Here is a 23908-nt window from a genome sequence, read left to right on the forward strand (position 1 = left end):
CTTGGCTGGGCAAATTCAGAAAGCTTGAAATCCGCTACGACTATCACTGGCAGAATTGGGAGGCCTTCTGGCAATTGGGCTGCGCCATGCTCTGCCTTCAGAAAGTTACCGTATGAGTTCTAGCCGTGGTTGAAAAATTACAGCAGCTCTCATACTCCTCTTATCCCAGTATTTCTCAAGTTTTATATAATAAGCAATTGATGGGGTCAGGATATTCAAAAAGTGTTAAAACAAATCAGCCACTGGTAAATAAGATTTCGTCTCAAGATGTTGATAAATTAATCAAGATTTTTGAGAAGCCGTTGGATATTAATAGTGGTAAAAAGTTACTCATAAAAGCACTGGAAAATCCTGAGATTGCAAAGCTGTGTATGTGTCCTGATCTAAGTCAAATAGTAGCAGGGGGTAGACTTTCTAAGGCCATGCGGAGATATAGTTTATCTGCGCAGGATTTAGATGCAAACCCTTTAGTATTGAAAAATCTTATTGTTGTTTACCGTCAAGCTGCTGAGCTAAAGAACCAGTCAAAATTATTTAAACAGGGTCAAAAGAAAACTCTGGCAGGTGATTTGTTATTCGGTGCTGGTTACAACACGAATACCGCAGAAAGACGAAGGCAGGCTTTGGGGGTTGTTACTGCATTCTCAGCTGCTAATGGTACTGTGTGTACATTCGCTCCTCCTGTCTTAGACTTTGCAGCTATTGGGCTTGCCTCAATGGCAATGGGTGCCGCTTTGGCTGACATTTATGGAGCGAAAGGTTCTGGCTTTACTGTCACTGGGCTAACTGATATTGCTGCTGGCCTAGCAGTCCATAATGGCTCAGATTATATTATTAGTAAGACCTCAAGTTGGCTTTTGAGCCACGTTCCATTCATGCAGCCTGTGGCAATGGCCATTGAAGGAGGTGCCTCGGCAGCCTCCCAGGCTGCTATCGGCATTGCAACCATATGTATTTTTGAATCACAAATTAAGCGGGGGCAACAACCAAGATTTCCACAAGGTATGAATGCTCTTGGTATGTTTGCTACTGCAACATATTCTGCTATGTTTGGGATTGGGTTGAAAAATAGTTTAATGATGCTTGTCAATGGACGTGGTAACCAAATTCTAGATAAGGTTTTAGATAACGGTGGTGATGAGCTTATTCAAAGAGCAATAATAGCAGCTTGCGAGCATTTATAAAAACTTTTATTTAGTTCATACTGCTATTTTTGCTGAAAGTGTTGTAGGTAGGCTTCTAGATTATTTTTTCTTAGATTATAGGATTGTTGATGGCCCGTGAAAATATTTCCAAAAAGACTGAATAAGCCAATTCCAACAGTGGTTTTTAATAAATAGTCAAAAAATCTGGGTATGATGGGGAAAATTTTAGGTCTAATTCCTAAGGGTAACAATGCAGCCAAAGAAGTTAGGAGTACAATATCACTGGTATTTTCTGTTTTATAGACTTTTTTACCCAAAGATGTGATTGTCTCAGTAACTTTTTCAGCATTTGTTTTGGCTTGCGTACGAACAGGCACTACAGAGCCTGAAGATAGTTGATAATTTGGATAAGCTAAATTGTAAGACATTGTTCTAATGCTGATTTAAAGTTTCATAACTGAAAAATATAATAAAAAGCAAATCATTTTACAAGATAGATCTTTATTTTTCCATCATTCTAAATAAAGTCAATAGACATCAAAACATGATCTGAAGTTCGAAATTTTACAAATTGGCAGAACGCAATTTGTCACTATGAATGTATTGTTTTGACCCGCCCACTAAACCCCAGGTAAGCGATTAATCCCACTGCCGAAGCCAGGGCCACGGCCATGCGGGCCAAGGGCGGCACCGCCTGATTGAGGGACACCATGCCTTCGATAATGCCCGCAATCACCAGCAGGGGCACACAGCCGGCAATCAGGATAATGGCTTCTTTGGACTTGAGCCGCACCGCCTGCCATCGGGGCAACTCCCCCGGAAAGAGAAGGGCAAAGCCAATCAGCATGCCCGCCCCCCCGGCAATAAAAATGGTGGTCAGTTCAATAACCCCGTGGGCCAGCATAAAATTGAGCAATCGCCAGCCCATGCCGTGGTTAAAACACACTTGCAAGGGGCCGCCAAAGGCAAACAATCCGTTGTGAAACAAGAGCAACAGGGTGCCCACCCCAAACAACACCCCGAAGGTAAAGGCGTTAAAGGCCACCCGAATGTTATTGGTCATCAGGAAGCTGGATTCCGAGGGGTTGGCCTGCATGTTGTCCGTCCATAGTACCCCTTGATCCAGTTGATCAATGACCGGGCGGGGCAAAAAGTAGGTCTCCGTGCGGGGATCCAGATGCACAGTCAGCATGGCCAAAACTGATCCGGCGGCAAACAGGGCAAAGGCCAGGGCGATAAGCCCGGCGTTTTTGCGAAAGCACCGGGGAAACTCCCGCAGAAAAAAATGGGCCACGTCTTTGCCGCTGGCCGGGGGGCGCTCATACACTTTGCCGTGGCAGCGCTGCACCAGGTTATTCAGGTAGGGCTCCAGGTGCTGGGCTTCCGGCTGGCTCTGCGCCCGGGAGAGATCCAGAATCACCCCACGGTACAGCAGGCCCAACTCCCGGATTTCCTCCGGTGGCAGGTTGGCGGTGCTGGGCTGGGCTTTGGATAATAGAACTTCCAGCCTTTGCCAGTGCGGCTCTTGCGCTTGAATCCACCGTTTGTGAGACATAAAACTCCTGTTTTCGTTCGCTTGCCTTCCGGGGCCACATTGCCTACCATCATTATAATGCCCGGCGGAATATCAGGCGCTCGGCGGCATCTGTCATGCCCGGGCCGGGAGAATTCCCGGAAAAATTTAAGGAGGCGCTTTGGACATTCGCTCCATTCACACCATTGAAACGGCTGAAAATATCCACATCAAGGTGGAGTTGGCCGGTCTGGCTTCCCGGGTGTTCGCCTTTCTGATTGACGGGGCCTTGATGGGGTTGCTCAGCGCCCTGGTGGTGGGGCTGTTTGCTCTGTGGGCCTATGTGGCCAAGGTGCCGGAAATCGCCAAAACCGGCATTCCGCTGGGCAGTTTCGCGGTGTTTTTTGGCTACCATTTGTTTCAGGAGTGGCTGTGGAACGGGCGCACGGTGGGTAAGTTCCTGTTGCACATTCGGGTGGTGCGCAACAATGGGCAGGCCATTGGCTTTTGGGAATCACTGGGGCGCAACCTGATGCGGCTGCTGGATGTGTACGTGCTGGGGGTGGGCCTGCTGTGCATGATGTTCAATCGGGGAGAGAAGCGCTTTGGGGATTTCATCGGCGGCACTATTGTCATTAATGACGCCAAAGTGACGAAGCCCACCTACCAGTTGTCTCCGGCATCGGCCTTACTGGATGCCGGAGAATTTGCGGACGTGCGGCTGACCGCTGAAGAGGCCGAATTGCTCAAGACCTACCTAAGGCGTCGCAAGCAGTTTTTAAAGCCTGCCCGGCTGCGTCTGGTGGAACAGTTGTGCGCCTATTTCAGTCAGCGCTGGCACCGTCCCGTGAGTGGGGAGCCGGATCTGGACGCCGCCTTGGCCGCCTATCAGCAAGCGCAATCAACGTCGAGTTAATTTAAGGCAGTATGGCTCAATTTAATCTTCCAGCGTGGAGGTATCCCCTTCCGGCAGGCCCAATTCCCGGGCTTTCAGCAAACGGCGCATGATTTTGCCGCTTCGGGTTTTGGGCAATCCTCCCAGAAACTCAATCTCTCGGGGGTAGGCGTGAGCGGCCAGACGGGTGCGCACGAAATTCTTGATTTCCCGCTCCAGTTGCGGGGAGGGTTCAAAGCCCTTCTTTAGGGAGATAAAGGCCTTTACAATCTCCAGACGTTCCGGGTCGGGCTTGCCGATGACCCCGGCCTCAGCCACTGCCGGATGCTCAATGAGGGCGCTTTCCACTTCAAATGGCCCCACCAGATGCCCTGCGGTGTTGATGACATCATCGGCCCGGCCAATGAACCAGTAATAGCCGTCGGCATCCATGCGGGCCCGATCTCCGGTAATGTACCAGCCGTTTTTAAACTTGGACTGGTACATGTCCGCTTTGCCCCAGTAATTCTGGAAGATGGAGGGGGCTTGCGAGCGAATGGCCAAATGGCCCTCTTCGCCAGCGGGTAGGGGGGTGAATGCGTCATCCAGAATGCCCGCTTCCACCCCGGGGAAGGGCTTGCCCATGGAACCCGGTTTGACCGGCAGGCACGGGTAGTTGCAGATGTGCATGGCCCCGGTTTCGGTTTGCCACCAGGTGTCGTGGAACACATGCCCGAACACTTTCTGGCCCCATACCACCGCTTCCGGGTTCAGGGGTTCGCCCACGCTGCACAAGTGCCGCAGCGATGAAAAATCGTACTGGGCGGCCACGTCTTCCCCGGCTTTCATCAGCATACGAATGGCCGTGGGGGCGGTGTACCATACGCTGACCTTATAATCCTGAATGAGTTGATACCAGGTTTCGGCGTTAAAGGGCCCTTCATACACCAGCAGGGTGGCCCCCAGGGCCCAGGGGCCAAACATCCCGTAGGAAGTACCCGTAACCCAGCCGGGATCGGCGGTACACCAGTAAATGTCTTTTTCCGGCTGCAAATCCAGAATGTACTTGGCCGTGGCCGCCTGAGCAATGACGGCGGCATGGCGATGCACGGCCCCCTTGGGCTTGCCGGTGGTGCCGGAGGTGTAGTGGATGATGGAATAATCATCCGGATCGGTGTAGGGCACCTCAAACGCTTCCGATGCGTTTTGCATGACGGTTTCATACCGCACTTCGTGACTTTTGAGCGGATGATGATACTCTCCGTCGCGATCCACCAGAATCACGTGCCGAATGGCGGGAAGCTCCGGCAGCACGCTGTCCAGACGCTCCTTGAGATCGGGGCTGGTGATGACCACCACCGCGCCGCTGTCCTCCAGGCGATCCTTAATGGCCTCCGGGCCAAAGGCGGAGAACAGAGGGCCGACCACGGCCCCCACTTTCAGGGCCCCGAACAGGGTAATAAAAATTTCCGGGATGCGCTCCAGATACACAAATACCCGATCACCTTTTTGCACCCCCAACGCTTTCAGGGCATTGGCGAACTGATTGGTTTTCCGCTTCAGTTGCTCAAATGTATAGGTTTCTTTATGGCCATTGGTGGCTTGCCACAGCAGGGCGGGGCGTTGCATCACTTCCGGCGGGTGCCCATCCAGGCAGATGGACGCTTTATTCACCCCATTGGCCCGGGGCAGATTCAAGGTGTCCTTGGCAAAGGCTTCCCAACGAAAGCGCTCATACAGATGCTCGTAATTCTGCATATTCACTGTACCGGGAACCACCGATTTCTGGATGGTGGGATAGTGGGATGTTGGCTCTGTGGACTGTGACATCTGCTTTCCCCTCTACTCATCAAATTCGCTACGGGTCCCTGAAGGTATGCCCGGCACGAGCGGAACACTTGCAGGCGGATTCTATACGACGATGATTGTTCCCTGATGCAACCCGGAGTTTCTTCATTTTAGACAATTTCGCTTGATTTGTTGAGTCTTGTCCACAAAAAACTTGATTTTCGATTGGGCTTTATCGATATTGATAGAGATGATTGGCGTCACGATCTGGCGAATAGTCTGGTACTCCAACAGATTGACGTGCGTTCATGGTGATTTTGGGTATTCCGGGTTTATCTCAGTGGGTTGTCCCGGTCGTGATTGAAAAAACGGTTATCCCCCCAACAACGGGATTCGGTGAACGGGTTATGGAAATTTGGGGTGAAAGCCCACTTTAGCGGCACAAGCAGGACTTCAGCATGCAAGTGAATGATTGGTATGGTCAGCAGTTCCTAACCACAACACAGGGGCGGGTGGTCGCTTTTGCCGGACGGGCCAATAAGGGCAAAGCCCCGGTTGTTCAGCAGGTTGCTGGCTCCGACAGTTTCCAGCGCAGTGCCTCGGCGATTGGCCCCCTGACGGTTAGGACAGAACCGCCGGATTCCCCGGACAGCTCAGTGGGGTCATCAGAGCTGAATGACTTGAAGCCCTTTGCCGACGGGGTGTTGCCCGATGCGGACGCGCTGGTGGATCGGCTGGAGACGGTGTCACCGGTTTTGGCCAAATGGTTTCGTCCCCCGCACTATAAACCGGGGGGAACGGTGGCGTTTCTCTCGCTGCCCGATGCCCTGATTAAAGGAATCGAGGCCTCCACGCGGGTCAGCACGCCCCGCAAAAAAGCCGGTCGTCCCCTGTCGGGAGCGGCCTCTCCCAAGCTGGAAGCGTTTTTGCCCGGAGCGGCCACGCTGGATTTTGATCGGGCCCCGGTCATGCAGGTTTTACAGAAAGCCAGGCTGCAATTGCAGCAGTTGGTGGTGTTTGATAATCAGGACGATCCGGTGGCCGCTTCCCGGCTGAGTCGTCAGTTGCTTAGTCGGTTTTTGGACGAGCCCGGGCGTATCGATTTTTCTACGGCGGCCTTCCTGGAAAGTTTGTGTCAGCCGGAGTCAGCACCCGGTGCGGATGGGGCGACCCCACCTGCCCTGATACCCGAAATCCGTGCCGTGGTGGGTGACTTGCGGGCCGCTCTGGAAGGGCAGCGTCGTTTGGCCCTGGATCCGTTTGAAAAAGAGTGTCCCACCCTGTCCCGGTACAGCGATAATCTGATCCGTCGAGCCAAAGAGCGGCAATTACCGGATGTTCTGATGCGCGCGGAGACGGTCGAGCGCTTGTGGGCTCTGATTAACGCCGGAGGGGCGCATAATGCCCACTTAATGCTGCAAGCCCCCAACGGTGAAGGCAAAACCTATACCCTGCTGGGTCTGGCCCAGCGGTTGGCCGGACAAGAAACATCTTCGGCCGCTGAGGGGGTACACTTGTTGCAGTTGGATATACCGGCTTTACAGGCCGAGGGCTCCTGTAAGGGAGAACTGGCGGAAGAGGCCCTGTCGCAGTTGCAGCGTTATCTGCAGGGGCATCCCCGGCAAAAGGTGGTTTTGGTGATTGATGACGCGCAAGCCCTGATGCCTGTGGGGGACGGTGCCCAGAATCTGCCGTTGTTGTTGCGGCAATCGGGGCTGCTCCAGTGCCAGAATTTAACGGTGATAGGCGCCATGACCCCGGAGCATTGGGAACAAACCTCCCGATCGGAGGATCACAATTTCTGGAGGCAGTTTCAGCCCGTGGTATTGCCCCCCTTCCGGGATGCCCGGCAGTTGAGTCTGTTGGGTCAGAGTGCCCTGCCGCTAGAAAAACGCTATGGTGTGCGGATTCCGCCGGACATATTGGAAAAAGCCTTGCGTTTGTCCAGAACTGTCTGGCCGCAAGGTTCATTGGAGCGAGCCACAACGCTGTTACGGGGAGCGGTGGTTGATTTGACCCAGGGACCCGCCTTGCGTCTGGCCACCCTGAATGATGAATTGCAGGAACAGGCCTTGGCGGTGGCTACTCTGGAGCGACAGGAGCCCGGCGGGCTGGCGGATCGTTATCAAAGACAGTTGCAGGCGGCCCGGCAGCAGGTGGTCCGCCTTAAGCGGGAGATTGAATCCCGGCTGTGGCAAAAGGACAGCGCAGGCCCGACCCGGGGTGAGCCACCGATTTTGCAGGAGCAGCACCTGCAAAACGCACTGGCCACCATGACCGGGCGAGCAGCGGAGACCCTGACTCCGGCGGATTTAAAAAAGTTGCGCAATGCGGAAGCGGTCATGGCTCAGCATATCGTGGGGCAACCAGAGGCGTTGCGGTCGATTGCGCAGGGTTTACGGGAAATCGCCATTCGGCATAAAACGGGTGTGGTGGCCAATCGTCCCATCGTCAGTTTGTTGCTACCGGGCCCCACCGGAGTCGGCAAAACCGAGGCCGCCCGGGTCATTGCCCGGGAGTTTATGAACGGACATCTCATTCGTCTGGATATGTCGGATTACATGGAAAAACATGCCGCCAGCCTGCTGACGGGGGCTCCACCCGGATACGTGGGCTATGAGCAGGGTGGATTGGTGGATCAGGTGCGTCGCCATCCCAAATCGGTGGTGGTGTTTGATGAGATCGAAAAGGCTCACCCGGATGTCTTTAACCTGCTGCTTCAAATTCTGGGAGAGGGGGAGCTGAGAAATAACCGGGGCGAGGTGGTCAGCTTTCGGGACACCGTCGTCATCCTGACCAGTAATCTGAACCATGAGGCCCTGACTGAGCTGGTGACCCGGCATCGCCATGGTGCCACGGCCCGAAAAGATCCCGAATTGGCGGCCAATGAACTGGAGAAAAAGGTGCGCGCCCTTTTAACGGCCAATGGCGCTACAGGCGGTGCCGGTTTTAAGCCGGAGCATCTGGGCCGGATTGATTATGTGATTCCGTTCAACCCTCTGACTGCTGAACATGTGCGGGGCATTGTTGATATTCAGCTGCAGCAGCTCAATGCGCAGTCCTTCCTGAAGGAACGCCAGCTGAAAGTGGCCTTGTCCCAGACGGCCTTGAATCGACTGGAAACTCTGGCACGGGGGCATGAGTTGGCTGACGTCAGCGGGGCACGGGAGGGGGGCTCGGTGATTGCTGGCGGGGCCCGGGCCATTGGGGCCCAGTTTGATCGTTATGTGGCCCAGCGGGTTTTATCCGAATTGGCCATGAACCCTGACTGGGACGAACTGGAAAATGCCTGCATTACCGTGGCGTACGATGCCCAGCGTCAGGGATTTTCCTTGCGAGTTTCGTCTGGACCCGCTTTCACAGGTTGAGCCCTGGCACTAGAAAACTCGGTGGGGGACACATGCCAGCGGCGAAGAAAAGTCGCGGAGCGCTGAGAATCGGAGGGCTTTCAGCGGATTCCCTCCCGGTTTGTTTTCGGAAATCGGTTAAAATAGAGCAATGAGCGCACCATCCATTCAATCTGAGCAATCCAGCCCGTCGGTTCCCCCGCAGCCGTTTATCCGGCTTGAGAAAGTGTCCAAGCATTTTCCCATCCACAAGGGGTTTTTCAACCGCAAGGTGGGTGAAGTGCAAGCGGTGACCGAGATTGATCTGGAGATTTACGCCGGGGAAACGCTGGGCGTGGTGGGAGAGTCCGGCTGTGGCAAGTCCACGCTGGGGCGCAGTATTTTGCAGTTACTCCGACCCAGTGGGGGCCGGGTACTTCTGGATGGGATCGATCTGTGTACCCTCAGCAACCGGCAGTTGCAGCCTTTGCGCCGGGAAATGCAGATTGTCTTTCAGAACCCCTATTCCAGCCTGGATCCCCGCATGACCATTGGAGAAACCGTGGCTGAGCCCTTGCAGGTTCACCATCTTTACAAGGGGCCAGCCTTAACCCGGCGAGTGGCTGAGTTATTGGATATGGTGGGCTTGCCTCGGGATGCTTTCCGGCGGTATCCGCATGAATTTTCGGGCGGGCAGCGTCAGCGTGTGGGCATTGCCCGGGCCATTGCCCTGAATCCCCGCTTTATTGTGGCCGATGAGCCGGTCAGTGCCCTGGATGTCTCCGTGCAGGCCCAGATTTTGAATTTGATGGACGATCTGAAAAAAGAATTCAAACTGACTTACCTGTTCATTGCCCACAATCTCAGTGTGGTGGAGTATATCAGCGATCGGGTGGCGGTCATGTATCTGGGTAAAATCGTGGAAATCGCCCCGGCGGCTTCTCTGTATCATCAACCCTTGCACCCGTATACCAAGGCGTTGTTATCGGCCATTCCGGTGCCTGACCCCACCGTGGATTTGAGCAAGCGGGTGTTGCTGCAAGGGGATTTGCCCAGTCCGTCCAATCCGCCTAGTGGTTGTCGCTTCCATACCCGTTGTCCCTATGTGGTGGACAAGTGCAAGACCGAAGTTCCCGCCGGGATTGAGTATTTACCTGGGCATGTGGCTTACTGCCATCGGGTGCTGGAAATCAATGCGTTACCCCCATCTCTATAAGCACCGCTGCCCGAGATAAAGGGTGCAGGATCCCGGGGTGATTGGCTCGTTTTGGGGAAACGGGATTTTGAATTTCTGTAAAAACAAACTGAAAATCATCCATTTGGCACTCAAGTTTCTGCGGGCTTGTCCGATAGCTGGGTTACGGCAAAATTTTGTCGGTAACCATCCCACTTGAACAAGAAGGAGTTCGTGTCTTGAAATCGCAGAATGGAAAATGGGCCGAGCTTTTTAACTTTGATGATGACGTACTGGATGATTCCCTGGGTCTGGGCGATGAAGCCGAAGAGGGTATCCTGTTTTTAGAGGAAGCTCACGAAGCGTTGAACAAGCTGAGCCAAAAGGCCAACACACGGGGCAAATTAATGAGACAACCTCGCAAAGCGGAAAGCTGGCACTGAAACCGTCCATTTTATGTCTATTTCAAGGGGGAGCCGTATGGGGCTCCCTTTTTTGATTCGCCGCCAGGGCATGCAAATACCGAGACTTGGGCTAAAATAAGCGGGTACTGACCTGAAGGTAACGCTTATGCCCTCGATCCTTGGCCATGTGGATGGCGTCAAGAAAAGTCTGGTTCACCGGCTGGAAAAGCTCTATCAGCGTCGGGTGAAGGGGGGCGTCCTTCTTTCCCGCGACCTGGCAGAGGAATTGTGTGAGCTGAGTTTGTTACTCAAACGTGAAATTTCCGTGTTCATGGACTTTCAGGGACGGGTGGAGCTGGTGGTGGTGGGCCCGCTAAATGATCTGGATCAGTTGCCCATTGCCCTGCCTGCCAGTACCGATGGTCTGGCCCGTCGGTACTGTTTGCACACCCGTCTGGGCTGGCAAATCCCTGCCTTGGGAGATCAGGTGATGGTTCTGCAATTTCATCTACCGGTTTTGGGAATCCTGATGGCCGGTTTGTCGCCGCAGCATCCGGGGGGCTTTAGTCGCCAGTTTGGGGAGCAACCGCAGTTTTGCGATGGTTTTTATCTGCTGAGCCCGGCCAGTGAGGCTTTACCGGGTGGGGAGACCCGGCGTTCCTGCGAGGTGGGCGACTTAACCACCGTGGGCAAAGCCGCGGAGGAATCTCTGGAAAAGTGGATTGAGTGGACGGAGCCGGTATTCGCGCGGGGACCGCATCAATTGGCCCAGTCCGGCGAACGGGCCTTGTTAATGGGTATTCATACCGGGGGAGCGCAGGCGGAGAGTGACTTGCAAGACACCCTGGATGAGTTGAGCCAGCTGGCCAAGTCCGCCGGGGCGGTGGTGGTGGATCGGGTCACGCAGGCCCGCAAGCATCCCGATCCGGGAACCTACATCGGTTCGGGCAAAGCCGATGAATTTGCCTTCCTGATTCAGCAACTGCAAATCGATGTGGTGATTGCCGATGACGAGTTGAGTCCGGTTCAGCAGCGCAATTTGGAGCGAATTTTACGCACCAAGGTGATCGATCGCACCGAGTTGATTCTGGATATTTTTGCCCAGCGGGCCCAGTCCCGGGAAGGTAAAATTCAGGTGGAACTGGCCCAGTTGCAGTATGAAATGCCCCGCCTGAAAGGGCGAGGGCGGGCGTTCAGTCAACAGACCGCCGTGGGGGCCAAAGGGGGCATTGCCACCCGGGGGCCGGGTGAAACCCGGCTGGAGACGGATCGGCGGCTGTTGCGGGAACGGGTCACCCAGTTGGAAAAAGAGGCCCAGCAAGTGGTGCGGCATCGCCAATTTCAGCGCCAGTCCCGCAAGCAGTCTCACATGCCACTGATTGCGCTGGTGGGTTACACCAACGCCGGAAAATCAACCCTCATGCGCCGCCTGACGCTAGCCGATGTCTTGGTGGAGGATCGCCTGTTCGCCACGCTGGACCCCACCATTCGCAAGTTGTACTTACCACCCGATGCCCAGGATGTGGACACGTTGGGGCAAGAGGTGCTGCTGTCCGATACGGTCGGTTTTATTCGTAAGCTGCCCACCTTTTTGATCAAGGCCTTTCGGGCCACTTTGGAGGAGGCCGCCTCTGCGGATTTGCTGTGGCACGTGTGGGATATCAGCCACCCGGAGCGTCTCAAGCAGATGGCATCCGTGCAGGAGGTTTTGACTACTTTGTGGGAAGAGTTGGGCATTGAGCCGCCTCCCATGTGGACGGTGTGCAACAAGATGGATCGCTGGCAGGCCCTTTCCGTTGAAGAGCTGGCCATGCTGGAGGCTGCCGCCCAGACTCCCGTTTTTCCCATTTCGGCCAAAGCCGGAGATGGTATTTCGGAACTGTTGCGCGCCACTCGGCACTTTTTACAGGGCCCTGCGTCTTATGCTGATCAACGAACGGATTTTGCAGAACGTCTGGAGCGGTAGCTTAAAATCCCCTCAACGTGCTTACCGCCCCTGATGGGGTGAAAGCGGATTTTTGTGAATGGTAAAGGAGCGACCTACGTGAAACCCTCGCACCCTTCTCTGGAGCGCTTACGGCGTATCGCCAATTTGATGGATTCCGCCGTGACCATTCCGGTACTTCGCAAGAAGATAGGGTTAGACCCCTTGTTGGGTCTGTTCCCCGGGGGGGGAGACGCGCTGGGCTTGCTGTTATCCTCTTATGCGGTATGGGTGGCGTTTGAGCTGGGTTTACCCCGCATCGTGATGATGCGGATTGTGATTAACATTGTGCTGGATTGGCTGATTGGGCTGGTTCCGGTGGTTGGCGATGTGGCTGATATTTTCTGGAAAGCCAACCAGATGAATGTGCGAATTGTGGAAGCGGCTTATCGGGAAATGCTGGTTCAGGGCCATGGTGCCCAAAGCAAAACGGTCACCATTGATGTGACCGTTGAGCCTGTTTAAAACCAGTATTTATGGGAACCGAATGAGCCCCTTGTCAGGGGTTATTCGGTATGACCGATGTGGTAGATCTTCAGCATGTTGTCGGCACCCTTCATTTGGGTGTTACCAGCGCAAAAGACCACACCTTCCCCTTTTTTCAGGAGGTTTTTCTCAAAAATGGCCTTCTCGCCATTTTCCAGCATCACATCGGTCTGTTCGGACTGCGGGATGACCACGGGCACCACGCCCCACAGCAGGGCCATTTTGTTAGCCACTTCGGCCTTGGGGGTCAGGGCGATGATGGGACGAGTGGGCTTGAGCTTGGAAATGCGTTGGGCCATACTCCCCGAGTTAGAGAAAACTACTACCGCCTTGATATTGGCTTTTCGTGCGGCATAGCTGGCCGTTTGGGCAATGGCATGGTAGAAGTTGGGTGAGACCGTGCGGTTCTCTTCCATGGGGCGATCCAGGCTGTTGGCAAAAATGCTTTTTTCCGCTTCGTGGATAATCCGGCCCATCATGGTGACGGTGGCCACCGGATGCTCACCCACGGAGGTTTCGCCAGAGAGCATCAGAGCATCGGCACCATCAAAGACGGCGTTGGCGATGTCGCTGACATCTGAACGGCTGGGCTGCACGGAGCTAATCATGGATTCCAGCATTTGGGTGGCAATAATCACCGGTTTGGCGGCGGCGTTGGCTTTGGCCACCAGCATTTTCTGCGCTACGGGCACTTCTTCAGGACGTAACTCCACGCCCAAGTCGCCTCGTGCAACCATTAAGGCATCCGTTTCCTGAATAATATTGTCGATATCCTTGAGTGCCTGGGGTTTTTCGATTTTAGCCACCACCGGCGGGCAGGTATAACCCAGCGATTCCACGTACTGGCGCAATTCCACGATATCTTTGGCCTGCTGCACGAAGGACAGGGCAATGTAATCCACTTTGGCGGCCACGGCGGCGGCCACATCCTCTTTGTCTTTTTCAGTGAGAGACGGGATAGGCAGCGTTGTACCGGGGATGTTGATGCCTTTGCGGGCCTCCAGCAGTCCGCCCTGAACCACCTGACACTTCAGGGTTTCAGCGTTTACCTTTTCCAGCACTTCCAGACGGATTTTTCCGTCATCCAGCAAAATGAGGGCACCGGGCTCCAAAACCGCGATGAGTTCGCCGTATTTGGTGGCCACCACACCGGGTGAACTTTCCCGGGTGCGGCTGGTAAATTCCACCACGGAAAAATCTTCCAGAGGAATGGGCTGGTTGTCTTTCAGAAAGCCGGTACGGAGTTTGGGACCTTGCAAATCGGCCAAAATGGCCAGCGGTTGATTGAGTTCAGCGGCTACGTTTCGGAGCATTTGCACACGGGCACCCTGTTCATCGGCGTTGCCATGAGACATATTCAGGCGAAAAACACTGACACCGGCTAAAGCCAGTTGCTTGACCATTTCGGGAGAAGCCGTGGCAGGGCCCAGTGTGGCCACAATTTTGGTACGGTGTAAAAGGCTGATGTCTGCGTGTTGGAGGGCAGGGTTATTCTTCTGAGGTTGGGGGGAGGCTTGTTGTGTTGCGATGGTCATTGATGATGGTTGTCCCGGTGACGACTAACGGTGCGGAGACTTTTTCGGGCTCATGTGTAATTTGATACCCGTCAATCTTCGCATTTGAGGGTACCATAAATATAAAATATCGTTCCAGTTCCATGCGGGGGTATAAATTGACGGTGTTGTTTTCCACCAGTTTCTGTTTGAGGACTTCGCCATAGGTGGTTCCAAAGTCGTTGCCAAGCTGGATTTCTAAAGGCTGAGAATAGCGCTCCTCTTCCTTGTCCGTGATGTTTTGCAACACGAATTCCCGGGAGGCCAGCGTCAAAGTTTTATTCGCCTGATTTTTTAAATGCGCTTTTACCACCAGATACTGACCGTCCGGGATCTTTTTACCCAAAGCGTCCAGTTGATCCACTTGCAGGACTTCCATAGAGAAAGCGGTTTGTTTTTTCTCTGCGTTTTCAGTCTTTTTACCAGCGCAACCAGTTAATAGCACCGGGCTGATTGCCAATAAGCCAAAGCAGCTAAGGGCAAACAGCGATTGGGAGAGACAGTTTTTTTTCATAGGGCCCTCTAAAATAAAACATCGGACTAAAACGCGATTAGACTGACAACCTCAGTATCTAGACGTCTCAAAGTGTTCTTTTATTTTACCAATAAACTACTCGCCATGAGCGCAGCCAATCAGCTTATTCAGGCTGTCCAGATTTTCTGTGCGGCAAAATGCCTGCAAGTCCGACTGAATGGTTTTGAAAATGGTGGGTTGCCGAAAGCAAATGGTGCCCACTTGTACCAGGCTGGCCCCTGCCATCAGGAATTCCAGAACATCCTGAGCGTTGCTGATGCCTCCCACCCCGATAATGGGCGTTTCCGGGAAGTGTTTGTGCAGATTCCAGATGGCGTGCAGGGCGATGGGCTTGATGCCGGGGCCGCTGTATCCGGCGGAGACTCGGGGCATTACCGGTTTTTTCTGGTGGATGTCAATGGCCACGCCCAAGACGGTGTTGATGGCGGTCAGTCCGGCCGCTCCCCCCTCAATGGCCGCTGCTCCAATGGAGACAATATCGCTGACGTTGGGGGTCAGTTTGGCGAACACGGGTTTGGGGCAAATGCCGGTGACCGCGCTGAGGGCTTCCTTGACCGAATCGGCGGCGCTGCCAAAATGGATGCCCCCCTTGGCCACGTTCGGGCAAGACAGGTTGAGTTCTATGGCGTCAATCTGGGCGGCGTGAGGATGGCTGAGCGTGGTTTCGATCATCTGGGCAAATTCCGCGCTGCTGTTGGCGGAAATGCTGAGGATCACGGGCAGGCCCATCGCTTTGAGTTCGGGGATTTCGGTTTCCAGACTGTAGGCCAGCCCCGGATTTTGCAGCCCAATGCTGTTCAGCATGCCGATGCCGGGCAACTCGGTGGTGCGGGGTTGCAGGTTCCCGGCCTGCGGGTTTTGGGTCACCGTTTTGGTCACAATGCCGCCCATGACCGCTTTAAGCGGGAAAAGCTGGTTGAACAAGGGGGCGTTAAAGGTGCCGGAGGCGTTCAGCAAGGGGCTGTGAAACGACAGCCCGGCGGCGGAAATACTCAGAGAAGGCATTACTGTGGACATGGGGCCTCCTCACAGAACGCGCTGAGCGGGCGAGGGGGGCCGCCTTGCCAGTCGATCAGGCTGGCCTCAAACACGGGGCCTTCCAGACAGACTTTGGCGGGCAAATAGCGGTCGGTACGTGGGATGACGCAACCGGTGCAGGCGCCTGTGCCACAGGGCATACGCTCTTCCAGAGAAACTTCTACCCGAATGGCCGGATTGATGGACTTGAGCAAAGTGGCGGTGGCCGCCATCATGCGGGTAGGGCCACACACGTAGGCCTCCTGGGCTTGCGACACCAATGCGGTGTGTTGCTCCAGCAACTGGCAAACGTTGCCATGAAAGCCCGCAGAGCCGTTGTCGGTGGCAATGTGCAGATTTTTCCCGAATTGTGCTTCCAGCGCGTTTTGCAGGCCAATTTCCCCGGCGTTACGAACCCCGTAGAAGCAATGGCCTTTTTCTGGCTGGCTTTTGGCCAGAAAATAAGGCGGGGCAATGCCAATGCCGCCGCCAATGTACAAGGCCGACTCTGGCTGGGTGGGCGGGGTGAATCCTTTGCCCAGCGGCCCCAGACAGTTGATGATCTGCCCGGGCTGAAAGTCCCCCATCATGGCGGTACCCACGCCCACCTGCTTGTAATAAATATCCAGCGTTTGGGGATCAGGGGTATCCAGCACACTGAAGGGCCGCCGAAAGTAGAATTGAGAGTCTGGCAGGTCCAGCATGACAAACTGGCCGGGCAAGCACTGGAATGAACCATCCAGCAGCCGAAGGCGCAGCAATTTGAGCTGGTTTCCGCAAATCTGGTTGGAGATCACCTGACAGCGCATATCGGTGAGCAGGCTTGGAAGGGGCGTTTGCAGCGGGGTTTGCATCGAAAAATAGGCCTGTGATGGGTTTAACGAGGGACGGCAATCTTACTGAGGGTTTGCTGCACCATTTGATCGGCGGTCAGCTCATCCAATTCCGCCTCCGCGGTGAGAATCAGTCGGTGGCGGATGATAGGGCCCGCCACGGCTTTGACGTTATCCGGTGTGACAAAGCCCTGCCCCTGAATGGCCGCGTGGGCCCGGCTGGCCGCCAGCAGCGATAATGCGGAGCGAGGGCTGCAACCCAGTTCGATATTGGGGTTTTGCCGGGTGTCCTGAATAATTTGCAGCATATAATCCCGCATACTGTCTTCCACCAGAATGTGCCCCAGCAGTTTACGGCACGCCAACACTTCCTCCCGGCTGACGATGGGGGTGAGTGCTTTTTGATAGAGGTAACGGGTGCCGGCGTGTTTGGCAAATTCGCTTAGCATCTGTTTTTCAGCGGCAGGGGCCGGGTACTTCATCTGAATTTTCATCATGAAGCGATCCAGCTGGGCTTCCGGCAGGGGGAAGGTGCCCTCAAACTCCACCGGGTTGAGAGTGGCAATGACCGTAAACAGGGGAGAGAGCGCATTGCGCTGCCCGTCCATAGTGACCTGTTGCTCTTCCATGGCTTCCAACAAGGCGGATTGGGTTTTGGGCGGGGTGCGGTTAATTTCATCGGCCAGCAACAAGTCGGTGAAAACGGGCCCTTGTTTAAAGCTGAAGGAGCGGCTGTTCATATCGTAAATGCTGGTGCCGGTGATTTCGGCCGGTAACATGTCCGGGGTCAGTTGAACCCGATTGAAAGTGAGTCCCAAAAGCTGGGCCAGACTTTTGACCAGCGTGGTTTTGGCCGTGCCCGGCAGGCCTTCCAGCAACATGTGTCCCTCAGAGAGCAGGCCAATGAGCAGGAGATCAATCACTTCCCCTTGGCCAAAAATGACCGTTTCCAGCTGGTTTTTCAGGGCTTGGGCAATGCCTGAGATGGTGGTGGCGGCTTGCTGGCCGTGGTTGGGATGATGGTCTGTGTTTTTGCCTGTGTTTTTGCCTGTGTCTGTGTCCATTGGGGAGCCTCTCGGTTCTGGGGCTTTTTCAGGTTCAGAATTTCTGGGTGCCTAGAATTTCTTGATGTTGAGAATTTCTTCAATCACGGTAAGCTGTCGGGAGGTTTTGAGCAGGGTTTGCGGTGTCAGGTGCTGCTTTGTTTCCGTGGCCCTGATGGCCAGTTTAACCGCCGCCATCAGCTCATCTGGTGAGCTTGGAATATCCCCTTCTCTATGACTCTGGGTACCACTATAGTGGGCAAAACGGGAGAGAAGCAAGTCATGGACTCGGGCCTCCTCGCTCAGGTTGATGCCATGGCGTTGGTGTAAGGTGGTTTTTAGGCGTTTCAGCTGGGGTGTTAGGGCCAGTGAGGCCGATTTGCTTTTTATGTACAAACCGGCCAGAGAGTCAATATAGGGGCTGTGAGCCCCTTGGTCGGGGGGTGGGTTCTCCTCCCGCAGGGTGGCGAGCGGTTTCCAGCGCACAAAGCCCAGCCACAGCAACAGGCCGAAAAACAGCATCAACTGGGCGAAGATGCCCCCCAAGGGCGTTTTTTTCTGAAAGTAGCTCAGCAAGTCGCCACTTTCGGCGTAGCCATGCACAAACTCATTCACCACAATGGGGTGGTTGGTTTGCCGCAGCAGGTTGGTTAAAAACTGGTAGTTGTCATTGTCCGGCTGGTTCAGGTAGCGGTTTTCTCCCAAATCCGTCACCGTTCCCAGAATCAGCCGACCTTTGCGGTAGGGCAGCCACACCAGCACGGGTTGCTTCTGAACGTCCTGCAAGATGGGCTCGGCGTTCAAAATACCACTGTTTCCGGCCTGAAGTGTGGCGGTGTTTCGGCTGAGCAGGGGGGCTTTGAGGAAAGCGCCCAGGGGAATTCTGGCTTGCGGAGAGAGAGACAGTGAGCGCAGGGCTGGTTTGAGTTTGGACGGCTTGAGTTTGGCGGGCGCGGGCAGGCTGACATTCAGCTGAAAGCGCTCCAGTAAAGCGCCAGAGCCCACCCGCCGGAAATCATCCAGCAGCACCAAGGTGTTGCCTTTGGCCACCCATTGCAGCAGTTTGGCGGTTTCTTTTTGGTCGAAGGCCACACTGTCATTGGTGACCGTGTATGGCTTGACGATCAGCATGGTGGTGGGCGTGGGCAATTCATTGAGGGCGTCAAAGCCGTTTTCCCAGCTGGCAATGGCCAGTCCGCTTTTCTGGCTGGCCAAAAACCAGGCCTTGTAGCCGGAGGGGCCCGCGTTGTGGATGGAGTTTTCCACCAGCGCTTCCGCGCCGGAACGGTTTGAGGGGGGCAACAGGGCGGCCAATCCCACGAAAGTGATGATGCCGGTGATCAGGAAGGTGAGCCACAGGGCCTCTCTGGAAACCGGTTTGTTTCCGTATTTAGCCATGCGGCACCTTCAGGTGGGTCTGCAGGGCCTCAAACCGGGTATGGCTGCTTTGGAACTGCGCCGCTCCGGCGTGCTGTTTTCCGTAGCGGATGCCTTCAAAGGTCTGGGCCATGGCGTGAAAGTCCTGTTTGAGATCCTCTCGGGCCTGTGCGCTCAGTTGGCGCTGGTACTCCAGGTTAGTGCGCGCGGATTCGTAGGGCACAACGGACTTTTCATCCAGCAGGCACAGGCTTGCCATGTACAGTTCCCGGATGGCATTCTGGTAATCGCCATTTTGAGCCGCCTGAAAGGCGTTTCGGTAATGATGCTCCGAGGTGGTGAGCAAGGATTCCTCGAAAAAGCGGTCCGCTGCTTTTTGATTACTGATTTGCCTGCCCTCTTGCCAGCGAATGAGTAGGGTTAGCAGTAAGTAGACGCCGTAAAGCCCTGCCAAAACCAGTATAAAGCTGATAAAAATACTGAACAGATCCCGGATATTCTGGGGGAGATCGGGCATCCAGTGGGGTTGCGCCTTCCCCAGAAAGTTGACAATGCCCTTGAGAGCCGCTTCCAAGGCCTGCCCGGCGGCGTCATAGAGTTTTTGGAACCACGGCTGTTTCAGCAATGCGTCCAGTGGCGAGGGCGGCGGCGGCTGAAATTCGGGCAGTCGCCGGACTTCTTCCAGGGCCGGGTGGATATCCAGGTTGTTCTGGGTAAATTGGTTCAGGGGAAGCCCATGCAGGCGTTCCAGCGGGGAGGTTCCGTTGGCCGCAGGGGCGGCTGGGTGCTGTAACGCGCCAATGGTCATGGGGTAGGAAAATTCCGGGCTTGGGCTATAATGCTAGATAAGAAGGCCTCATTCCTGATTTTACACCATAACCAAGGAGATTTCCCCGAGACCATGGCCGTTTTGAAAGTCATTAACTATGGCGAGCCCGTTTTGAGACAAGAGGCGGAAAAGGTAACCAAGGTTTCCGCCAAAATTCAAAAGCTGGTGGCCGATATGTTTGACACCATGTACGCCTACAATGGCTGTGGTTTGGCGGCGCCGCAGGTGGGGGAACTCAAGCGGATTTTTGTGCTGGATTGCTCTACGGATGAAAACCCGATGCCGCAAATGGTGTTTATCAACCCGGTCATCGTGAAGCGGGACGGGGCCATTATCAGCCGGGAGGGCTGTCTGAGTTTCCCGGGGGTGTACACCGATGTGAAACGCTATGGCTCCGTGACCGTCCGGTACATGGATTTGAAGGGCAAAACCCAGACCATGACCGCTCAGGAAGGCACCCTGTTGTGCCGGGCCATTCAGCACGAGCTGGATCACCTGAATGGGGTGCTGTTTGTGGATCATGTGATCGATCGCTTTAGCACCGATCAATTGCTCTCGGAGCATCAGTTGCCCCCCATTCAGCCGGAAAAAATGATTGAAGAGCCGGAGTTGGATCAGGCTTTGCAGGGCGTGGCTTTATAGCGTTGAAGCAGTCTCACTCAGTCCGTCTGAAAAATGGGCTGAATCGCTTTGTGGGGGGGGACCTGGTTGATAGACCAGCTGGTTTGCGTTTTCAGCCTTTCCAGGGCCGGTAAGCATTCGGTCGCGGATGACTGCTCGGCTTTTGCTGGGGCTTTTTGCGGGCGCTGTTTTTTGTTGTTATGATGGCCGTAGTTTTACCCGTTCCAAGGAAGCATCACCATGACCGCAAACCCCATTCGCATTGTTTTTCTGGGCACACCTGCCTTTTCTATTCCGGCCTTACAAACCTTGAACGCTGATGCGCGTATTGAAATCGCCGCGGTGGTGACTCAGCCGGATCGTCCGGCGGGCCGGGGGCAAAAGCTGACCCCGCCGCCCATCAAGAGCCTGGCCGATGAATTGGGGCTCCCGGTGTTTCAGACCGTCTCCATTAAAAAAGATGAGGCCCTGAAAGCGCATTTGAAATCGTTGGCGCCCGATTTTCTGGTGACCGTAGCCTTTGGGCAAATCTTAACCCAGGAAGTGCTGGACATTCCCAAGGTAGGCACGGTGAACGCCCATGCCTCTCTGCTGCCCGAATTCCGGGGGGCCAACCCCATTCAACAGGCCATCCTGCAAGGAAAGTCCGAAACGGGCATTACCACCATGCTCACCGAATTGGGTGTGGACACGGGCCCCATGTTGCTCAAGCATGGGGTTGCCATCGGCCCGGAGACCACCATGGGGTCTCTGACCGAGCAGTTGTCCGTGGCGGCAGGCCCATTGCTGGTAGACACTTTGGTGGGCATGATGGCAGGCAAAGTCTATCCTGAGGTGCAACCGCACGAGCTGGCCACCCATGCCCCCAAGTGCCAGAAGGAAGACGCTATTTTGAACTGGCAGGAATCGGCCCATCAGTTACAACTGAAAGTGCGGGCCTTTAACCCGGCACCGGGGGCCGCCACATTTTTGGGCAATGAGCGTATTAAATTGCTGAAAGCCCGGGAGTATCAGCTCAACCCGGGTAATCAATCTGAAGAAATCCTTAAATCTGACCAACCGGGCCAAATTTTAGCTATTATTGATACAGGGCTTTTAGTGCGCACCGGGGACGGCATACTGGAAATCCACAGCCTTCAGCCCGCAGGCAAGAAGGAAATGGCCGCTCGCGACTGGGCTCTGGGAGCTTTCAAGGCGATCAATAGCAAACGGGAACTGGGCAGTTTTAATGCCAGTCAAGCGGCCCCGCTTCCCGCCTGAACTGGAACTTTTTGCCCCGAAACTCATCTACTATTCAAGCCGATATTCAAGGCTCAACGAGGTGACTGCACATGTTTTTTCACGACCCCTTGTACATGGTGATTATGTTGGTGGGTGGGGCCCTGGTATTCTTGCCCCAGCTTTGGGTTAAAAATACAGTGGCCCGATTTAGCGAAGTCAGAACGGCCCGTGGCAGTTCCGGGCAATCCGTGGCTCGCCGTATTCTGGATGAACACGGCTTGCGGGATGTGCCCGTGGAAATGGTGGACGGCTTTTTGAGTGATCACTACGATCCGGGCCAGCGGGTGGTGCGTCTCTCCCCGGAGGTGTATCAAGGATCTTCCGTGGCCAGTGTGGCCGTGGCCGCCCACGAATGCGGGCACGCCATTCAGCATGTCAAAGGCTTTTACCCGGTGGTGGTTCGCTCCAGTCTGGTGCCTCTGGCCAATTTGGGCAGTCAAATGGGGCCAATTCTGTTGATGTTGGCCGTGTTTTTGGGGCTGGGTTCCAAAATGGGCGGCATGGGCTTTTATGTGGCGCTGGCGGGCGTGGTCCTTTATGGCTTGGCGGTGGCCTTTCACTTTGTAACGCTTCCCGTGGAGCTGGATGCCAGCGGTCGGGCCCTGAAGGTGCTGCAGGGCAACTACTATCTCAATCAGGATGAGCTGTCCGGGGCCAAAAAAGTGCTGACGGCGGCGGCCTTTACCTACGTGGCCACGGCCCTGTATGCCCTGATGGAACTGCTGTACTGGGTGTTCCGCCTATTGGGCTCCAGGCGTGACTGAGAATAAGACCGAGCATAACAGTGTGGTGAAAACCAGGGACTTGCCCCGCAAACTGGCGTTGGATGTTTTACTCCGTTTTGAAAAGGCCGGGCTGGAAAAATTAAAGGCCGATAGCCTCCTACAGCAAGCGTTTGGCCCGCATCCGCAGTTGATCGATCAGGAGCGCGGCTTTTGTCGGGCCCTGGTCATGGGCACGTTGCGGCGCTGGCTGGTTTACGATGCGTGGATCACGCAGTTGACCGGCCGTCCTTTGAAGAATGTGGTGCCCATGGTGCGCTGTTTACTCCGTCTGGGCCTGCTTCAGCTGGAGGGTGGCGTACAGGTGCCGGACTACGCGGCCATAGACAGCGTGGTGCAACTGGCCAAAGGCTTGAAGCAGTCTCCCAATACCATCCGGTTCCTGAACGGGGTGTTGCGTTCGGCCCAGCGGCGTCTGGCGGATCAGGGATTTGAGTGTCCTCCCCTGGCGTCAGATTTACCCGGTCATTGTCAGGCCCGCTTTGGTTGGCCGTCCTCTTTTACAGAGTCGTTATCGGCGGTCTACACTGCCGGGCAGATCGAGGCGATGGCCCAGGCGGCCCAGCATCCGGCGGTCTTAAGTATCCGGGTGAACACGTTGAGGACCTCCGTAGAGGCTTATCAACAGGCGTTGACGGCGGGTCAAATCGTGTTTGAGGCACTGCCCGATCTGCCGGAAGGTTTTCTTTTGCCGGAATTTTCAGGCTCTCCCCGCCAGTTGCCGGGATACGATGAGGGCTGGTTTTACGTGCAGGATGCCGCCTCCATGTGGGTTTCCAGATTACTGAATCCGCAGCCGGGTCAGCAGGTGCTGGATTTGTGTGCCGCGCCCGGTTCTAAAACCACCCATATGGCGGCCTTAATGGACAATCAGGGTGCTATTGTGGCCGTGGAGCCCAAGGAGGCTCGCATCCACTTGTTAAACGAGAACCTGCAAAGGCTGGGCGTGACATGTGTGACGGTGCAGCAAGGCGATGGCCTCCAGCTCGATTTGGCGGATTCCCCGCGTTTTGATGCCGTGCTGGTGGACGCCCCCTGCTCTGGTTCGGGCACCTTGCGCCGTCATCCGGAGCAGTTGCTGCAGTGGAAGCGGGTGGATTTAGGGGCCTTGAACGAGATTCAGTTGGCCTTACTCAAGCAGGGCTTTGCGGCTTTAAAGCCCGGCGGCAGACTGGTGTATAGCACTTGTAGTCTCTTGCCCCAGGAAAATGTTCAGCTGGTTCAGCGCTTTTTGGCGGAAACGCCTGAAGCTGAACTGGCGCAGGACTCTCAACGTTTGATAGACAAAAAAACGGACGGTTTTTACGCCGCCCGCTTTTTGAAAAAATAGTTGGGATTTAGAA

General features: G+C 55.0%; 21 protein-coding genes. 11 read left to right on the plus strand and 10 right to left on the minus strand.

Annotated elements, in window-relative coordinates; genetic code table 11:
• Positions 1–125 precede the first annotated feature (125 nt).
• Complete coding sequence (locus tag DF283_RS06165; RefSeq protein WP_303673858.1) at positions 126–1184, plus strand: hypothetical protein; 1059 nt, start codon at positions 126–128, stop codon at positions 1182–1184.
• A 23-nt stretch (positions 1185–1207) separates the two neighbouring features.
• Here DF283_RS06165 and DF283_RS06170 read toward each other — a convergent pair whose 3' ends face one another.
• Together DF283_RS06170 and DF283_RS06175 are read right to left on the minus strand one after the other, a co-directional pair.
• Positions 1208–1573: a hypothetical protein gene (locus tag DF283_RS06170; RefSeq protein WP_303673859.1), complete on the minus strand. Its 366-nt coding sequence runs from the start codon at positions 1571–1573 to the stop codon at positions 1208–1210.
• A gap of 164 nt (positions 1574–1737) precedes the next feature.
• Complete coding sequence (locus DF283_RS06175) at positions 1738–2700, minus strand: stage II sporulation protein M (RefSeq protein WP_303673860.1); 963 nt, start codon at positions 2698–2700, stop codon at positions 1738–1740.
• Positions 2701–2839: 139 nt separating this feature from the next.
• Here DF283_RS06175 and DF283_RS06180 point away from each other — a divergent pair, with 139 nt between their 5' ends.
• Positions 2840–3574 carry an RDD family protein gene (locus DF283_RS06180; protein WP_303673861.1) on the plus strand — a complete coding sequence of 245 codons (735 nt, stop codon included), beginning with the start codon at positions 2840–2842 and terminating at the stop codon, positions 3572–3574.
• 21 nt (positions 3575–3595) lie between these two features.
• Here DF283_RS06180 and acsA read toward each other — a convergent pair whose 3' ends face one another.
• Positions 3596–5362: an acetate--CoA ligase gene (gene acsA, locus DF283_RS06185; protein WP_303673862.1), complete on the minus strand. Its 1767-nt coding sequence runs from the start codon at positions 5360–5362 to the stop codon at positions 3596–3598.
• A gap of 416 nt (positions 5363–5778) precedes the next feature.
• Between acsA and DF283_RS06190 the strand changes: the two genes are divergently transcribed.
• The 5 genes from DF283_RS06190 to DF283_RS06210 all read left to right on the plus strand — a co-directional run bounded on the left by DF283_RS06190 (position 5779) and on the right by DF283_RS06210 (position 12673).
• Complete coding sequence (locus DF283_RS06190) at positions 5779–8688, plus strand: AAA family ATPase (protein ID WP_303673863.1); 2910 nt, start codon at positions 5779–5781, stop codon at positions 8686–8688.
• 130 nt (positions 8689–8818) lie between these two features.
• Positions 8819–9862 carry an ABC transporter ATP-binding protein gene (locus DF283_RS06195; protein ID WP_303673864.1) on the plus strand — a complete coding sequence of 348 codons (1044 nt, stop codon included), beginning with the start codon at positions 8819–8821 and terminating at the stop codon, positions 9860–9862.
• A 197-nt stretch (positions 9863–10059) separates the two neighbouring features.
• Complete coding sequence (locus DF283_RS06200; RefSeq protein WP_303673865.1) at positions 10060–10263, plus strand: hypothetical protein; 204 nt, start codon at positions 10060–10062, stop codon at positions 10261–10263.
• Positions 10264–10390: 127 nt separating this feature from the next.
• Positions 10391–12190: a GTPase HflX gene (gene hflX, locus DF283_RS06205; RefSeq protein WP_303673866.1), complete on the plus strand. Its 1800-nt coding sequence runs from the start codon at positions 10391–10393 to the stop codon at positions 12188–12190.
• Between the two features lie 78 nt (positions 12191–12268).
• Positions 12269–12673, plus strand: coding sequence for a DUF4112 domain-containing protein (locus DF283_RS06210; RefSeq protein ID WP_303673867.1), 405 nt, complete (start codon positions 12269–12271; stop codon positions 12671–12673).
• A gap of 41 nt (positions 12674–12714) precedes the next feature.
• Here DF283_RS06210 and pyk read toward each other — a convergent pair whose 3' ends face one another.
• The 7 genes from pyk to DF283_RS06245 form a co-directional block, all read right to left on the minus strand.
• Positions 12715–14229, minus strand: coding sequence for a pyruvate kinase (pyk, locus tag DF283_RS06215; RefSeq protein ID WP_303673868.1), 1515 nt, complete (start codon positions 14227–14229; stop codon positions 12715–12717).
• Complete coding sequence (locus tag DF283_RS06220; RefSeq protein WP_303673869.1) at positions 14183–14611, minus strand: hypothetical protein; 429 nt, start codon at positions 14609–14611, stop codon at positions 14183–14185. The genes pyk and DF283_RS06220 overlap by 47 nt, the downstream gene beginning before the upstream one ends.
• A gap of 246 nt (positions 14612–14857) precedes the next feature.
• Positions 14858–15799, minus strand: a complete 942-nt coding sequence (locus DF283_RS06225) for a dihydroorotate dehydrogenase (RefSeq protein ID WP_303673870.1) — start codon at positions 15797–15799, stop codon at positions 14858–14860.
• Positions 15787–16653 (minus strand): iron-sulfur cluster-binding protein, encoded by an 867-nt coding sequence (locus DF283_RS06230; protein ID WP_303673871.1) that lies wholly within the window; start codon positions 16651–16653, stop codon positions 15787–15789. The genes DF283_RS06225 and DF283_RS06230 overlap by 13 nt, the downstream gene beginning before the upstream one ends.
• Before the next feature lie 23 nt (positions 16654–16676).
• Positions 16677–17696 carry an AAA family ATPase gene (locus DF283_RS06235; protein ID WP_303673872.1) on the minus strand — a complete coding sequence of 340 codons (1020 nt, stop codon included), beginning with the start codon at positions 17694–17696 and terminating at the stop codon, positions 16677–16679.
• Positions 17697–17747: 51 nt separating this feature from the next.
• Positions 17748–19073, minus strand: coding sequence for a DUF4350 domain-containing protein (locus tag DF283_RS06240; RefSeq protein ID WP_303673873.1), 1326 nt, complete (start codon positions 19071–19073; stop codon positions 17748–17750).
• Positions 19066–19860, minus strand: a complete 795-nt coding sequence (locus tag DF283_RS06245) for a DUF4129 domain-containing protein (protein WP_303673874.1) — start codon at positions 19858–19860, stop codon at positions 19066–19068. Before DF283_RS06245 ends, DF283_RS06240 begins: the two co-directional genes overlap by 8 nt.
• A 93-nt stretch (positions 19861–19953) precedes the next feature.
• On the opposite strand from DF283_RS06245, the gene def reads away from it, so the two are divergent.
• From def to rsmB, 4 genes are all read left to right on the plus strand, one after another.
• A complete protein-coding gene (def, locus tag DF283_RS06250; protein WP_303673875.1) occupies positions 19954–20523 on the plus strand; it encodes a peptide deformylase in 570 nt (189 codons plus the stop codon).
• 219 nt (positions 20524–20742) lie between these two features.
• Entirely contained in the window at positions 20743–21762 is a 1020-nt protein-coding gene (gene fmt / locus DF283_RS06255) for a methionyl-tRNA formyltransferase (RefSeq protein ID WP_303673876.1), read from the plus strand.
• 71 nt (positions 21763–21833) lie between these two features.
• Positions 21834–22547 (plus strand): zinc metallopeptidase, encoded by a 714-nt coding sequence (locus DF283_RS06260; protein WP_303673877.1) that lies wholly within the window; start codon positions 21834–21836, stop codon positions 22545–22547.
• Positions 22540–23895 (plus strand): 16S rRNA (cytosine(967)-C(5))-methyltransferase RsmB, encoded by a 1356-nt coding sequence (gene rsmB / locus DF283_RS06265; protein WP_303673878.1) that lies wholly within the window; start codon positions 22540–22542, stop codon positions 23893–23895. Before DF283_RS06260 ends, rsmB begins: the two co-directional genes overlap by 8 nt.
• Positions 23896–23908: the final 13 nt, after the last annotated feature.

It is taken from the genome of Vampirovibrio chlorellavorus, from assembly GCF_003149375.1.
GTDB classification, from domain to species: Bacteria; Cyanobacteriota; Vampirovibrionia; order Vampirovibrionales; family Vampirovibrionaceae; genus Vampirovibrio; species Vampirovibrio chlorellavorus_B.

What these genes read in the sequence shown, in the direction of transcription:
- DF283_RS06170 (WP_303673859.1), bottom strand. Translation starts at nt 1,573, where the DNA reads ATGTCTTACAATTTAGCTTATCCAAATTATCAACTATCTTCAGGCTCT.
- DF283_RS06175 (WP_303673860.1), bottom strand. Translation starts at nt 2,700, where the DNA reads ATGTCTCACAAACGGTGGATTCAAGCGCAAGAGCCGCACTGGCAAAGG.
- acsA (WP_303673862.1), bottom strand. Translation starts at nt 5,362, where the DNA reads ATGTCACAGTCCACAGAGCCAACATCCCACTATCCCACCATCCAGAAA.
- DF283_RS06190 (WP_303673863.1), top strand. Translation starts at nt 5,779, where the DNA reads ATGCAAGTGAATGATTGGTATGGTCAGCAGTTCCTAACCACAACACAG.
- DF283_RS06195 (WP_303673864.1), top strand. Translation starts at nt 8,819, where the DNA reads ATGAGCGCACCATCCATTCAATCTGAGCAATCCAGCCCGTCGGTTCCC.
- hflX (WP_303673866.1), top strand. Translation starts at nt 10,391, where the DNA reads ATGCCCTCGATCCTTGGCCATGTGGATGGCGTCAAGAAAAGTCTGGTT.
- pyk (WP_303673868.1), bottom strand. Translation starts at nt 14,229, where the DNA reads ATGACCATCGCAACACAACAAGCCTCCCCCCAACCTCAGAAGAATAAC.
- DF283_RS06225 (WP_303673870.1), bottom strand. Translation starts at nt 15,799, where the DNA reads ATGTCCACAGTAATGCCTTCTCTGAGTATTTCCGCCGCCGGGCTGTCG.
- DF283_RS06230 (WP_303673871.1), bottom strand. Translation starts at nt 16,653, where the DNA reads ATGCAAACCCCGCTGCAAACGCCCCTTCCAAGCCTGCTCACCGATATG.
- DF283_RS06235 (WP_303673872.1), bottom strand. Translation starts at nt 17,696, where the DNA reads ATGGACACAGACACAGGCAAAAACACAGGCAAAAACACAGACCATCAT.
- DF283_RS06240 (WP_303673873.1), bottom strand. Translation starts at nt 19,073, where the DNA reads ATGGCTAAATACGGAAACAAACCGGTTTCCAGAGAGGCCCTGTGGCTC.
- DF283_RS06245 (WP_303673874.1), bottom strand. Translation starts at nt 19,860, where the DNA reads ATGACCATTGGCGCGTTACAGCACCCAGCCGCCCCTGCGGCCAACGGA.
- def (WP_303673875.1), top strand. Translation starts at nt 19,954, where the DNA reads ATGGCCGTTTTGAAAGTCATTAACTATGGCGAGCCCGTTTTGAGACAA.
- fmt (WP_303673876.1), top strand. Translation starts at nt 20,743, where the DNA reads ATGACCGCAAACCCCATTCGCATTGTTTTTCTGGGCACACCTGCCTTT.
- DF283_RS06260 (WP_303673877.1), top strand. Translation starts at nt 21,834, where the DNA reads ATGTTTTTTCACGACCCCTTGTACATGGTGATTATGTTGGTGGGTGGG.